Raw genomic sequence first — 14,001 nt, forward strand, 5'->3', positions numbered from 1 at the left:
GACATCTTTACCATAAATCCAATCAATCCTCGGAATGGTGAAAAAATTAAGAATACACATCGTCGTGTATTGTCTCATTTTATACAAACCATCTTTAGAAAACAGTTGAAAATCTTATATAAATATATATCTTATATATATTTAAAATATAAAGATAAAACTTATATAGGAGTAGTAAATGTGTATTCATTCTTACTGTAGCAAGGGATCTAATGATGCTATAACGCAAAAAATCATAAAATGTAAAAATTGACAACGGAAAATTAGGCATAATACTGACATAAAAACTATAAAAAATCATAAATGAACCTATATACTTCTACATAAAAAGTGAAAAAAATTTATACAGTGTTACATATATTTATTCAATCGTTTAATTGCAAGTTAATTCCCTGTATTTCCACAATCTTATTTAATTTATCCACAAATAATTCACATTAGGTACTAAGTAATCAACATAATTCGAATTTATAACATAACTCACATAAATATTGATGATTTTAGATAGATAAGTTCTTAGAATCCATGTATATCAATGATAATAGTACTTTATTATTCACATTCGACTAAACTTATCTACTTATCTACTAAATTTATCTTTTTTTTTATGATTATTTGTAGGTATTTGAGTGTATTAAGAGAGGTCATAATATCTTTATATGAAAGTATTTGTGGAAATGTAGTCAGCTACAGTATAGTCATTGTATAAGAGTGCATAAAAAAAGACTCTATTATTAATAGAATCGAGTAAAGGTGGTTATGATAAGGAATCACTACAAGAGTTTCAAATAATAGAACCAATACGAATAGCCCTCTACTTTTAATTTTTTCAAAAATAGAGAGCGGGATATAGTTAATTTATTTCTATTACTTCAAGTACTTGTTCAGCTGTTGTTACTGGAATTCCAGAGCGAAGTAATTTTTCAAAGGCACGTATAAATGTAATCAAATTGAAGTTATCTGGCACTTCAATAACACGAAGCGTTTCTTTAGGTAATTTATCTATCTTTTCAATGAACAATTCACGGACATCACTTGGAATAAAGCGAGCTTTGTGTCCTTTTGCTTTTAAGAGTTCACGTATTTCTATTTCTAAAGCCATATAAGCATTTAGATTTGTACCTTGTTCATAGGCGTACTTTCTAAATAACGTTTCTTCTTGATATTTTAGATAGTTGCGGTGATATGACTCCTCTGTAACAGGTACAGCAAATTTGTATTTAAGTAACTCATACGTTTTACGGAACAATCGTTTGATGTTTCGAAGTGAGTACATAGAGAAATGCAATCCGAAATCAAATACAGCTTGCTCCTTTTTTTCTTTTGATACATGTTGTGTAATAAGAGGATAGATACCCTCTTTAGCTGCTGTATCAAGAATTTGATATTGTGACGTTTGATTCAATAATTTTTTCAGTGTATATACTAACTTATGTGGATATTCTTCATTACGATCTATCATGTCACGCAAGCTATGAATTACACTACGAATTTGTCGGTGGCATGTATATTTAAGTACATGAATAAACTTATTCATGTCTTGCGTAAACTCACCAATATGCATCTCTTGTAGCACAGATTCAATAAAACGAGCTTTACGGGCATAAGTTGTCTTTGGTGTGAATGGCTCACGATATTGTAATTCTCCTGCTTCTTTTGTACATAAGAAATCCGTATGTAAGGATAGATATAAAGTCGTATATCTTTTTTTATTAGTAACCCCTTTTTGTAATTTGCAAATTTTGAATAGGGGAGTTCCTGTACATCGTAAGGCAGTTGTTAGTTCTGTCATAACCGCGCGAATTTGGTGCGGGTATTTTTTGTGTAAAAAGCGATACATCCCACCAAAATGAGTTTTATTTCCTTTTTCATCTTGTTTGTCTAAGGAACGTTTTAATGTAGTTTCTCTGTGTTGTTGCATAGCAATGTCCAAGAATAATTTCTTAGCTGCAATGGACAGTTCAAAGAAGGCCTTAGTAAATACTACTGGGCTAATATAAACATAAGGGTTTGCCTTTTCAGTTTCTTCATTCATAAAATGAGTTAGCTTAATTGTATATCGACCATCTAATTCTTTTTCAATCGTGACAATGTTATGTAGCGTTAATTTTTTTAATGCAATATAGAATTGGGAATGCTGTATGTAAGCAAACTCTTCTTTATATTGCTTGTAATCTTCCCATAGCATATGTACTGTTACATTTGGAATGACTCCATTTGTGTAACACTTTTTGTGTAGATATAAGAAGACTTCCAGATCAGCGTTTGTAATACCATATAATTTATGTTTTCTTCCCAGTGTTTCTGAAATAGTAGACAGTGTACGACGTGAAAAAAAGGGTTTCGCTTTTTCCATAAAGCCATCCACATCTGCAATACGTTCTTCATATGTCATATGATCAACAATATCCTCAAGGAATGTATCTTTATAGCTGTAATATTTCTCTTCGAAAGTTTCAACAAGTTTTTGCCAAGACTTCAGCGTTATTAAAACTGCATTTGTAGATTTTCCATTTAAACTGCGTTGATTACGAATAATAAATGATTTCCCCATTTTTTCACCTTCTTCTGTAAATTCAGAAACATATGCTAGGATACTATAAAATATAGCAATTTTAATTATAGCAAATCGAGAAATATCGAAAGGTACTCCTTTAAGGGGAATTTTGAGAAAATGAAACACTACATAAAACCAGTTGTGACAAGGGATACAGGATTTCTCTTATTTTTTTTTGTGTCAAGGATATGGCAAAAAACGTTTCAAATTTTGGGTGCATCAATTTAATGGTGAAACAGTAAAGGAACTGTTGTTATATATGGATTAAATGAAGGGATTTCATTTTTTTAGGTCAAGGATATGGCAAAAGTGTTTCATGTTTATTTATAAGTCACATACTATAAGGGAATCCGTTGAATGTAGTTATATTAATGGTTAGAAGATAGTTGAGAAGGATTTTAAGTCAAGGATATGGCAAAAAACGTTTCATGTTTTTGAATTTAAAAGGTCAAGGATATGGCAAAAGTGTTTCATGTTTTATATGCACTAGAAAAAAGAAAAGAATTATATTGCCCCCTTGATACGTAAGGATTTAAGGCTGTTTTTTATGTATAGTAAGGTAAAGAATATGGCAAAAACGTTTCAAGATGGTCTAGAATCTATTTTAGTACAAACAAGGATAAACGTTTGGTGTATATGGGTTTATGGGATGTTGAAAGATATTTTAAAACTTTATAATTGAAATAGAAAAAACAAGTAATGTTTCATCTTTCAAATTATAGGTCAAGGATATAGCAAAGAGGTTTCAATTGTTTGCTTTCAGTAGATATGAATGAAGCTAGTGCACTGTATGAGTGTTATTTGTGTAAAAGCTTATGGTTCTGTTGCAAAGTTGATAAAAATTTAAATAGAGTGAGTACAAGGCCTCAAAAATTATGTATAGTTGCATAATCGTTAGTGACAAATTCCTCATCTCATGTGATGTTAAGAAACTTTGCAACAGAACCTATATAAATATACGATTTCAACCATTCGTTTATAAAACAAAACGGTAGCATAAATTCTAATGTGTTCATGTTAATGCTAAATAAATATTATTCAGCTTTTACAGCGTCATTTAATGCTTTTCCCGCTTTAAATGCAGGTACTTTTCCCGTAGGGATGGTAAGGGAGCTTCACCAGTATGTGGATTGCGTCCTTCACGGGCAGTACGTTCTTGTATTTCGAATGTACCGAAGCCAATTAGTTGTACATTTTCTCCATCTTGTAGCGCATTTTGAATGGACTGAAAAACAGCATTTACAGTGATATGATTTCCTTATAGTAGACAGTAAAAAGTAAGCACATGAATCTGTCTTGAAGTGAACCTGAATAGTGGTACATGAAAAAAACACCTCCTGAATTCGCATACTAAGTATGCAAATTCAACGGAGGTGTTTTTCATTTGAAGGAAAGAGTACATTACCTAGAAGAAGTAAAGTGTAAAGTGGAAAGTGATTGAGATGAAAAAGGATGGCTATTCAAATCTTACCATTATGGAAACACTCGGAATTAAAAATGTTTCCCAAATTAAGACATGGATGAAATGGTATCGTACAAATTAAACGTATCGTTTTCAACAAGCTGTAGGAAAACAATATTCTTATGGAAAAGGACCAAAAGAACTAAGTGAATTGGAACAGCTACGATTAGAAAATAAACACTTAAGAACAAAATTACTTGTATGGGGAAAGTGAACTGACTCCACATCCATCAATTTAATGATTCAGACTATTATAAAAATTAAAAGTACGTTACTATTTTCTTATGTTAATGAGAAAGGGTGACGTGCTTTTTATGAATATCCATCAAAAACAAGAGTTGTCTTTATTTGCCGAAGAGTTATATCGTTATATGTCTCCCACTACACTTAATCAATTAGCTATAGAAGCAGGTGGAATGAAACAAAAACGTAAGTGCCATAGGCAACACTCTGAAATCTTTTTGATTTTAGCAAATGAAAACAACATAAAATAATAGAATTTAGAAAAATAGCCCTCCACCAGACCCTTTTTGGTCAGATGGAGGGCTATTTTTTTCATATTTTGACAAGCTGCGGTGAGATAAGCCTGCATTTGGACAGACTTCAGCCCCGAAACCGAGCGTATCGATAGCCATGGAGTTCTTTGGCGTCCGCAAAGCTTCGCTCTATAGTTGAACAGCGTACTTTATACAACTTTTTCCCTGTAGCTGTTAGCTTGTTTTTTCTAGCGATATCTTTATATTTCTCCCATACATGATGAGTGATAACTTTTTGTTTTTGTTTCTTTGGAAAGCACACCTCACGTAGTGGACAAACAGCGCAGTCTTCTGGATTCGATTTATATTGACGATATCCTTCACGATCCGTTGTCGTATACTCTAAAATACATCCCATCGGACAAGCAAATGCATTCATTTCTTCTACATATTTAAATTGGCTTTTCGGTACTTCTTTATTTCGCTGTCCAAATCGGCGATACCCCATCACCATAAATATATTTCTTTCTGATAATTTCTTACAGATATAACCTGTAAAATAGCCTGCATCAAGAGCTACAGCTTCCACCTTAAATCCGAATTTATCAATTTGAGCTTGTAGACGTGCTAAATACGGCTCGGAATCTGCCATATTTCCAGCCGTTATATAAGTATCTGTAATGATATTGTACTTCGCATCAGTCGTACGATGATCTAAGAAATGAAAACCGTTCGGTTTTCCGTCTCTCATTAAAAATCCACTATCTGGATCCGTAGTACTTATACGAGTTTTTTTAGTAGGGGTATCACTTTCCTTTCTAGGTTTTAATTCTTTTTTCTGTGTACCTCACGATCTTCGATTACCGCAGCTTCTAGTTCATCTATATAAAACTTTGCCTTTTCTTTTTTATATTTATGTACAAATTTATTTTTATTAGCATTGGCCTTAATATGTGTAGAATCTGTCATCAGCGCACGTCCTCCCACCATCCGGTGCTCCGTCGCTTGCCTCACAATCTCATCAAAAATTTCTTCGAAAATATTTGTATGAATAAAACGGGTACGGCGATTCCAACTGATTGTAGAATGATCCGGAATAGTATCTGATAGAGAGAACCCTAAAAACCAACGGTAGGCGATATTCGTTTTAATCTCCTTTTTCTCTTTTTTATCAGTGTTGACACATAAAAAGAGGTTCAGACACAAAAACAGGCTGTGGAGAAGACTTTCTCCACAGCCTGAAGTGCCATAGGCACCATTTTTTATCTTTGTGTGTATGGTTAAATCAACAAATGGCTACTACCTCTCTTACTCAACTTTGTAGTCAATTAGAAACTTCAACAGGAATTTTATTAAGTCCTGAGGGACTTAATCGGAGGTTTAACTCGGCTTCTGTAGCCTTCTTTCGAACTGTATTTACTACACTTCTACAAGCTGAAATTTGGGAATTATCTAAGATTTCTCATGCTCTTTCTGCTTACTTTGAGCGTATTTTCATCCTTGATTCTACAACATTTCAAGTGCCGGATCGATTTGAATCTCTTTATCCTGGTGCCGGCGGATGTAGTCATAAAGCTGGTGTGAAAATTGAACCAGGAAAACGAAGTGATCAGGCGTATGGTGCGACTCGAACAGGTATGGCGCAAAAGAATGAACTATACATTCGTGGCTTAGGATATTTTCGTTTACAAGATTTTAAGTTTATTCAAGATAAGCAAGGATATTATTTATCACGTCTTAAGTTACCAACTAAAATATATAGAAAAGAATTCGAAACAGTCGTATTTAAAACAAAACCTGCTCAATTGAAACCGGTATATATAAAAATTCATTTGGAGGACATCATGAAATAATTACAACCTGGCCAAGTGTATGAGTTACATGACGTATATGTAAGGAGTAAAGACAAATTACCTAATCGCATTGTAGTTTATAGATGTACGGAGAAGCAAACACAGAAACGCTTACGCGATCGAGCGATTCGTGAAAAGAAAAAAGGAATTACATATACAGAGCGGACAAAGCATTTACAAGGAATTACAAGTATACATGACAAATATTCCTACGGAATGGATACCAAAAGAAAAAATTTAGGATTTATATTCATTACGTTGGCAAATTGAAAATTTTATTTAAAATATGTAAATCCTGGTTTCGAATTCATCGTTGTAAATCTATTAAACAGGAACGATTAGAATGTCACCTTTACGGACAACTCATTAGTATTCTGCTATGTGTAAAATGAGAGAACTCCTGTTACGTAAGAAACAGAAAGAACTGAGCGAATATAAAGAAATGTACATAATTAAAGATTATTTTTTACTTTTTCATCAAGCATTAAACAAAAACACCCAAGAATTATCAAAGGTTTTCCTTCGTCTATTAAACCTCCTACAGCGAAACTGACGAAAATTTCATCGGTATGAGAAAAAATAGTCTTTGATATTTTGGGTGTTGTTTATGAGTATACTATCTCTATTCATCAAGTAGCATAGTAAAAAAATTGAAACCCGTCAGGGTTTATTTGATATGCCTACTTTTATAGCGTCTATAAAAAATAATAAAAAAACTACATGGACAGACCAGCCTTTATATAAACATATACTTTAAGTTGATGGATGTGTGAACTGCCCCCGAAAAGTTAGACAGAAAAATTAAGCAGCTGATTGAGAATAAGTCCGGTATTGTACGAGGGCATTGAAAAACTTGCGTTTTTTCTCTATTTATTACTCTATTTTATTCGGAATATTCAAATTTTTTGGGTTGAAAGCGAATATCGTTGTTGCTTCCTGAATTTGCATGCCAAATAAACCTGCAGCCGATGCTTGATCGTACCCGTGATTATTTTTTAACTCATTATTTTTTGCTTCGATTTTATAGCGTTCTCGAGCTAAGAGTTTAAATTCGTCTATTTCTTGAAAAGCTTGTTAGTCTAAATGTTCCTCTGATTTAATGACAACAGAATAGGTTTTATTTTTACACCTTCTTGGTTCTGTTGTGAATTTTCTTAATAATAAAACTATTTACGTATTGTTATTTTTGCCATTGCTAACAAATGGATGAGATTATATATATGAAAATAAAGTTTTTTCAAAGAAAGTGGACAAATCTAAGCTATTTTACTTTTTATTTTCGGTGTATGATGGACTTATCAGTTCAATCTGAAGTATTTGAAAAGTATTTTGTAACTTGATTACTTATAGAATGTTTAAAAAAAATGAAAACTGATAATTTTAATGTAAAAATAAGGGAATCAAAAAGAGGTGTGTGACTATGTTAAAACAAAAAATGACGAAAGTAGCTTTATGTGGTGCACTTGCAACTGGAGTTTTAGCTAGTTTAGGTGATTCTTCAGCGCTTGCAGCTGAAGTTGGGAATTATGATGCTAAACCACACGTAATTGGTACAGGAGCTACAGTTAAACAATATGTTATCGGTGAAGGTGTTAAACTTACGCAACCAGCTATGGGTGAAGGTGTTAAACTTGAGCAACCAGCTATGGGTGAAGGTGTTAAACTTGAGCAACCAGCTATGGGTGAAGGTGTTAAACTTGAGCAACCAGCTATGGGTGAAGGTGTTAAACTTGAGCAACCAGCTATGGGTGAAGGTGTTAAACTTACGCAACTGGCTATGGGTGAAGGTGTTAAACTTACGCAACCGGCTATGGGTGAAGGTGTTAAACTTACGCAACCGGCTATGGGTGAAGGTGTTAAACTTGAGCAACCGGCTATGGGTGAAGGTGTTAAACCTGAGCAACCAGCTATGGGTGAAGGTGTTAAACTTGAGCAACCGGCTATGGGTGAAGGTGTTAAACTTACGCAACCGGCTATGGGTGAAGGTGTTAAACCTGAGCAACCGGCTATGGGTGAAGGTGTTAAACTTACGCAACCAGCTATGGGTGAAGGTGTTAAACTTACGCAACCGGCTATGGGTGAAGGTGTTAAACCTGAGCAACCAGCTATGGGTGAAGGTGTTAAACTTGAGCAACCGGCTATGGGTGAAGGTGTTAAACTTACGCAACCAGCATCAAAGAAAGTAGAATCTCATCTTCCAACAACAGGTGTTAAAGCTGAAAATCCATGTATAAAATGGATCGGGCTTGTATGTATTGCATTTGGTGTAATGGGAGCTGTATTTGCAGTAAGAAACCGTAAGAAAGCACAATAACTCCAAATAAGAAAGGGAGAATTGCAAGATGAGACAAAAAAATATGACGAAGACCCAATCTCATTTCAGTAAAATAGATAAAAATCCGCTTGTTTTTTGTGTTGGCTGTCGGAATGCAGATTCTGTTGCAAAGTTCGAAAAAGCATAAACCCGTGTGCAAAATACGGTCATAGTTTAAGCAGTTATGAATAATTGCTGTAATTCATTGTACATCGAAAAAACGAAGTTTGGTTGTTGCAAACCTCGTTTTTGTTTATATAAAGCATGAATAGTTTTAATTCCTTTCAAAGTACGTGAAGCATGACGAAGAGTTTGAAATCCTGCGGATTTCGCAAAACGTCTCTTTACATGCCTATCTGTTCTATTAGATTGTTCAAATGCTTGGTTGTACAGTGAGTGGGGTTCTGTTGCAAAGTTGAAAAATGGTACAAAATAATGAGTGTAAGATACACTATTTTACACTCATTATTCTTCTTACTTGTATTTTAATTCTATGATTTTAGAGTAGTGAAAAACTTTGCAACAGAACCGCGGAGGGGATTGCGATAGTTAAATCAAAATATCATATTTTTAATTTTTTAATACAAAAAATTCACATATTGCATGTAACATTCAGAAGGTAATCGCGATAACATTCTATGTCGTTATAAACTTTATTTATGTTAGGAGAGGAAATACAAATGAAAAAAATGGCTCAAACCTATTTTATGTGCAGGGATATTAGCAAGCGGTACAATGGCTGTAAGTGATATAAATGTACACGCAAGTGAATATCAAATTGAAGAAAATGGGGGATTAGATTACCGACTATCTCCAGCACAACCGTTTCAGATAGACTTTGAAAATGACCAAATTATTGATCGTGAGAAAAGATCTGGCACAACCGTAATAGGTAAATATCACCATAATAATAGAACAAAAAGTTTAAAAAATAAATTAAAACAACGATTTGAAAAAAAATACAAGGAACCTAATGGTCATGCTATGCAGAGGGCATTCGAAAGAGGGATATCCGATGATGATATTGTAAACACAATAGAACACGGAAATAAATATAAAGATCCTATAAATAATAGTACTATACATTATCTAGCTACAACTGGTATTGCTGTTGCTGAAGGCTATGATGTTGCACAAAATGAATATTTTCTTAAAACAGTTATGTCGAATGTATCGAAACCGGGTTCAAACTGGGAACCAATATCATAATATAAAAAAATTATAAGAGAGAGCGATGTTATGTTATTTGAGAGTGTTGCAAAACTTATAAATATCCAAAAATGAATGCATAAAAAAATCCGCTTTCCTGAAATGTTTTTTCTTGAAAACTGTATTCCAAATTAACTCGTTTTTTGCATCAATATCTTTCATTTCGTGTATCTTGTGGTCTTTCTTTTGTTCCTCATATATCTACTTTTTCACGTGTAGGTACTTGGTTTTGCAACGAAGGAATTCCATTGATTCATAAACAAACTCTTCAAGAAATGGATTTAGGGCTGATTCCGTGTGTTTTAATTGATAGTACAGCCTTACGGAGTAGTTTATACGATTCCCCAGTAAAATGGGGGAAATCTACTCGTTATGGTTGGTATAAGGGCTATAAAGCTCATGTCTGTGCTACACCAGAAGGTGTTGTATTGTTGTCCTATACATTTACAACAGCAAACGTACATGATAGCAAGATGGCTCCTGTATTACTTCAAGATATACAAGATCGAAATGTCCTGTTTTCCGTGGCAGATGCGGCTTATGATAGTCAGCACATTTATGAAGTTGTACGAACATTTGACATCTTTGCCATAAATCCAATCAACCCTCGGAATGGTGAAAAAATTAAGAATACAAATCGTCGTGTATTGTCTCATTTTATACAAACCATCTTTGGAAAACAGTTGATGAAAGAGCGTGGGAAAATTGAACAACAGTTTAGTACATTAAAAGATAAAGGGCTGGAACAGCCTCGTTGGTATGGTCAAAATCGCTATCTACTACATGTTCAGCTAGTTTTTCTGATTCATAACATTGCATGTTTATTTTAGTTTTGCAACACCCTCCAATTTAAAAAAGATATTATTTTAGTAGCCGTTTTTCTTTAAGTTATCGTGATGTCTCTGAAAGTCTGAAAGAACGAGGAGTTTCCGTTCACCCTACAACCATTATGCGTTGGGTCCATGAATATGGAAATCTAATCTATCAAATTTGGAAAAAGAAAAAACAAAGTTGCACACCATACTTGGCATCTAGATGAGACTTATATCCAAGTGAAAGGAAAATGGTGTTATTTATCATGCAATTGATAAAGACGGATACACATTGGATATTCAACTTCGTAAAAAGCGTAATCACCAGGCTGCTTATACTTTTATGAAGAGACTCGTAAAAACATTTGGAGAACCAATGGTTCTTATAACAGATAAAGCCCCAGCTTTACTTTGCGCATGTAATAAATTAACAGAACAAGGTTTTTATAAACGTACCAATCATTGTACAAGTAAGCATTTGAACAATCTTATCGAACAAGATCATAGACATATCAAACGACGTTTTTCCAAGTCCGCAGGATGACCTGGTCAAGAAAAACTGGAACACAAATTAGATTACGCAATTGATTTTGAATATTGATAAGGAGTCATTCCGTTTAATGTTGAATGAGGACGAACAGAATGATAGTACATATAAATAAATTCAGCTACTAACTGATTCGCTTGGGACAGGGAAATGAGCTTTTCTCCATGTAAGCATTCTCGCTTAAAGATACTAAAAAAAGATTCTATTACTGCATTATCCCAACAGTTTCCTTTTCGGGACATACTTTGTTGAATTTTTTGCCGTTTACAAAAATCAGTCACTTGGTAACTGCTAAATTGTGATCCTTGATCGCTATGAAATAATATGTTTTCTCGTTTCCCATATGTGTTTTTTACTTGTTGAATTGTGTCTTTTACTAATTGAGCATCTTGACAAGTATCTAACGAATAACCAAGCACCCGTCGGGTGCTAATATCTAATGCCGCACAAAAATATACTTTCATCCCATTCATCAAACGGAATTCCGTAATATCACATACTACAGTTGGTATGTCTTTCTTACCAGGTTTAAAGGATCGCCTTAATACCTTGGGAAATGTACGGTGTTCTTGTTTTCGTTTCTTATAATAAGTGACAACTTTTGACTGCAAGCCGGCTTTGCATAACGCTTGTCTTACTTGTGACAACGTAACCTTGACTCCCTTGTTTACAAGATAACGGTACAACTTTCGATACCCCATTCTTCCTTTTAAACATTTCATCATACTGTTTTTTCATCTGTACCACCTCTTCATATAGAATAATTTATCTCTATACTGTGTTCCAGTTTTACTGTACCACCTCAATCTGAAAAAATACACACCACACTTTTTTGTACTTTCCAACATCCTGGTTCAGTGCTTAGCAGGCTCTTTCAAGATATTAGTGAGAATGGGGAAAAAGCACGGCGGTATCGAAAAACAACGCCGTTTGAGATTCTAGACTTAATAGAGATATCAACGGAGCAGCTTCCAGCGGCTTCATAAAATATGGACCAAGGGAAGTTCTATTTGAGTATGCCCAAAATACAGTATTTTACTCAAAGATTGTAAAAAAGTGCACATTAAAAATAGCTAAGAACATGCAATCTTAATTAAATATCATATTATAAAAACTACACGATATTGTTATATGTAGTGTAGTTTTTATATTCTTTCATCACTTATTCCCCTTTCATTTTGTCCTTGATAAAGGACATTTTTTGCACTTACTTTTATATTCCTCGGATTATAGTGAAAGTATCTTAACCTTATTCCTTATAACATACGGCTTATATCGAACCCTTTCTGTTTTCTTTATTTGCACAGTTAATTATCTCTCACTGATGATGTAGCTGTGCCTTTTTTATCTATAATTGCCCCCTTCCATCTTGTCCTTAACAAAGGACATATTTCAGATTATCGGGTGTGACTCTTTCTGTTATAGTAAAATATGCCTGAATATTCTTTTATGATCTATGAGAGTATGTAGAGATTTTATCCTAGCTTCTGTTAGCAACTACTTACTATCACTACAAACACAGCCAGTTTCCTTTTTAGGTTAACTGGCTGTGTTTGTTTAATTACTCCTCCGTAAATTCATTCATCATCCTAGTAATTAAGTTTGTTATTGTTTCTTTCTTTTTTCCGGTGTTGTTCTATCGTTTAATTTTTGTAAATTGTTAACTACTAGTCGCAATGTTTTTAATTCCACATATTCTTCAAGATTATCTTTATCAATAGCATTAAGGATTGTACTAAGAGCAATTGCATTCTCAAGCTTAGTTAGTTCCATCCTCTCTCCCCCTTATCTTTCTCCCATTAAAAAAATCTCATGGGTATTTACTAATTTATATTCGCCACTTTGATATATAAAACCAAAAATCAGTAAATAGTAAGAGTGAATGAAGAATGCATACTACAAATTTATCAAAATTACCTACCACACATTATATGCTTTTTGCATTCTTCATTCCTTCACCCACATTATGCATTTTCTCCATTTATTGCATACATTCCGCTTTACATCTCCTAACAATAAATCGAATGTTAAGCATATTGACGCTTTCTCTTTCATTTTACCTTTATCAGAGGATATGTTTAAGATTATCGCATGCTACTCTTTATGTTATTATTAAAACACTTCAACATAACCTGGATTGTTTGAAGTTCCTATTTACTTGCACAGCCAGTTCACTTTTTAGGTTAACTGGCTGTGTTTGCTTTATTACTCCTTCAAAAATTCATCCATTGTTTTATCTAGCAAATAAATCACTGATTCTCTTCGCTGTTTTTGGTGTTGTGTTATCTTCCATCTCATTAAAAACTGGAATGACACGTTCTAATTTCTTTTTATCGATACGCTCGTTTACAAGGTCTTGTCCTAACATCGAAATGAATGCACCAACTTTAGAGTTTTTGCACCAGTTGATTAAGTCATACATATGGTACATAAGACCAAAAACATCACCATTGAAATGACTGCATTTTGAGTGGTGAAATAATGAACGAGAGGGGTAACAATTATGTCACAAGGTAATATACCTAATATTACGCCCAATATTTTGACCTGGTCAAGAAAAACTGGAACACAAATTAGATTACGCAATTGATTTTGAATATTGATAAGGAGTCATTCCGTTTAATGTTGAATGAGGACGAACAGAATGATAGTACATATAAATAAATTCAGCTACTAACTGAGATTCACTTGGGACAGGGAAATGAGCTTTTCTCCATGTAAGCATTCTCGCTTAAAAATACTAAAGAAAGATTCTATTACTGCATTATCCT

At 33.7% G+C, this 14,001-nt stretch carries 7 protein-coding genes and 10 pseudogenes; 8 read left to right on the top strand and 9 right to left on the bottom strand.

The annotated features are described in order from the left end of the window. A pseudogene (locus tag CDB3_RS30570) lies at window positions 1-159 on the top strand (ISNCY family transposase); the annotation flags it as partial. A 694-nt stretch (window positions 160-853) separates the two neighbouring features. On the opposite strand, the gene CDB3_RS30575 reads toward CDB3_RS30570, so the two are convergent. Both CDB3_RS30575 and CDB3_RS30580 read right to left on the bottom strand, forming a co-directional pair. Further along, the gene (locus CDB3_RS30575; RefSeq protein ID WP_128857074.1) at window positions 854-2,554 is read right to left on the bottom strand and encodes a hypothetical protein; all 1,701 of its coding nucleotides are present in this window, start codon (window positions 2,552-2,554) and stop codon (window positions 854-856) included. A gap of 1,037 nt (window positions 2,555-3,591) precedes the next feature. Then, window positions 3,592-3,806 (bottom strand): annotated as a pseudogene (locus CDB3_RS30580) (HU family DNA-binding protein); the annotation flags it as partial. Between the two features lie 135 nt (window positions 3,807-3,941). Between CDB3_RS30580 and CDB3_RS30585 the strand changes: the two are divergent. Then, window positions 3,942-4,235 (top strand): annotated as a pseudogene (locus CDB3_RS30585) (IS3-like element ISBt2 family transposase); the annotation flags it as partial. A gap of 98 nt (window positions 4,236-4,333) precedes the next feature. Next, window positions 4,334-4,513: a hypothetical protein gene (locus CDB3_RS30590; protein WP_128857075.1), complete on the top strand. Its 180-nt coding sequence runs from the start codon at window positions 4,334-4,336 to the stop codon at window positions 4,511-4,513. Between the two features lie 11 nt (window positions 4,514-4,524). On the opposite strand, the pseudogene CDB3_RS30595 reads toward CDB3_RS30590, so the two are convergent. Beyond that, window positions 4,525-5,656: pseudogene (locus CDB3_RS30595) on the bottom strand (IS1182 family transposase); the annotation flags it as partial. Window positions 5,657-5,736: 80 nt separating this feature from the next. Here CDB3_RS30595 and CDB3_RS30600 point away from each other — a divergent pair. Then, window positions 5,737-6,990, top strand: a pseudogene (locus CDB3_RS30600) (IS4 family transposase); the annotation flags it as partial. A gap of 231 nt (window positions 6,991-7,221) precedes the next feature. Here the strand turns inward: CDB3_RS30600 and CDB3_RS32830 are convergent. After that, window positions 7,222-7,473: pseudogene (locus CDB3_RS32830) on the bottom strand (IS5/IS1182 family transposase); the annotation flags it as partial. A gap of 295 nt (window positions 7,474-7,768) precedes the next feature. Here CDB3_RS32830 and CDB3_RS30610 point away from each other — a divergent pair. Next, window positions 7,769-8,662, top strand: a complete 894-nt coding sequence (locus CDB3_RS30610) for a hypothetical protein (protein ID WP_128857076.1) — start codon at window positions 7,769-7,771, stop codon at window positions 8,660-8,662. A 174-nt stretch (window positions 8,663-8,836) separates the two neighbouring features. Here CDB3_RS30610 and CDB3_RS30615 read toward each other — a convergent pair. Next, a pseudogene (locus CDB3_RS30615) lies at window positions 8,837-9,060 on the bottom strand (DDE-type integrase/transposase/recombinase); the annotation flags it as partial. Between the two features lie 337 nt (window positions 9,061-9,397). Between CDB3_RS30615 and CDB3_RS30620 the strand changes: the two are divergent. The 3 genes and pseudogenes from CDB3_RS30620 to CDB3_RS30630 all read left to right on the top strand — a co-directional run. Then, window positions 9,398-9,871, top strand: coding sequence for a DUF4258 domain-containing protein (locus CDB3_RS30620; protein WP_128857077.1), 474 nt, complete (start codon window positions 9,398-9,400; stop codon window positions 9,869-9,871). 79 nt (window positions 9,872-9,950) lie between these two features. Continuing rightward, window positions 9,951-10,701: pseudogene (locus CDB3_RS30625) on the top strand (transposase); the annotation flags it as partial. Window positions 10,702-10,730: 29 nt separating this feature from the next. Beyond that, window positions 10,731-11,206, top strand: a pseudogene (locus CDB3_RS30630) (IS6 family transposase); the annotation flags it as partial. A gap of 53 nt (window positions 11,207-11,259) precedes the next feature. Here the strand turns inward: CDB3_RS30630 and CDB3_RS30635 are convergent. The 4 genes and pseudogenes from CDB3_RS30635 to CDB3_RS33275 form a co-directional block, all read right to left on the bottom strand. Continuing rightward, a complete protein-coding gene (locus CDB3_RS30635; protein WP_128857078.1) occupies window positions 11,260-11,955 on the bottom strand; it encodes an IS3 family transposase in 696 nt (231 codons plus the stop codon). An 880-nt stretch (window positions 11,956-12,835) separates the two neighbouring features. After that, window positions 12,836-13,003, bottom strand: coding sequence for a DXO/RAI1 family protein (locus tag CDB3_RS30640; RefSeq protein WP_256869988.1), 168 nt, complete (start codon window positions 13,001-13,003; stop codon window positions 12,836-12,838). Between the two features lie 432 nt (window positions 13,004-13,435). Then, window positions 13,436-13,652 (bottom strand): annotated as a pseudogene (locus tag CDB3_RS30645) (hypothetical protein). A 251-nt stretch (window positions 13,653-13,903) separates the two neighbouring features. Next, complete coding sequence (locus CDB3_RS33275) at window positions 13,904-13,987, bottom strand: IS3 family transposase (RefSeq protein ID WP_218673352.1); 84 nt, start codon at window positions 13,985-13,987, stop codon at window positions 13,904-13,906. Window positions 13,988-14,001: the final 14 nt, after the last annotated feature.

Origin of the sequence: Bacillus sp. CDB3 (genome assembly GCF_002081505.1) — a bacterium.
In the GTDB taxonomy this organism is placed as follows: domain Bacteria; phylum Bacillota; class Bacilli; order Bacillales; family Bacillaceae_G; genus Bacillus_A; species Bacillus_A cereus_AT.

Coding starts and splice junctions, on each gene's coding strand:
- CDB3_RS30575 (WP_128857074.1), bottom strand. CDS start 2,554: ATGGGGAAATCATTTATTATTCGTAATCAACGCAGTTTAAATGGAAAA.
- CDB3_RS30590 (WP_128857075.1), top strand. CDS start 4,334: ATGAATATCCATCAAAAACAAGAGTTGTCTTTATTTGCCGAAGAGTTA.
- CDB3_RS30610 (WP_128857076.1), top strand. CDS start 7,769: ATGTTAAAACAAAAAATGACGAAAGTAGCTTTATGTGGTGCACTTGCA.
- CDB3_RS30620 (WP_128857077.1), top strand. CDS start 9,398: ATGGCTGTAAGTGATATAAATGTACACGCAAGTGAATATCAAATTGAA.
- CDB3_RS30635 (WP_128857078.1), bottom strand. CDS start 11,955: ATGATGAAATGTTTAAAAGGAAGAATGGGGTATCGAAAGTTGTACCGT.
- CDB3_RS30640 (WP_256869988.1), bottom strand. CDS start 13,003: ATGGAACTAACTAAGCTTGAGAATGCAATTGCTCTTAGTACAATCCTT.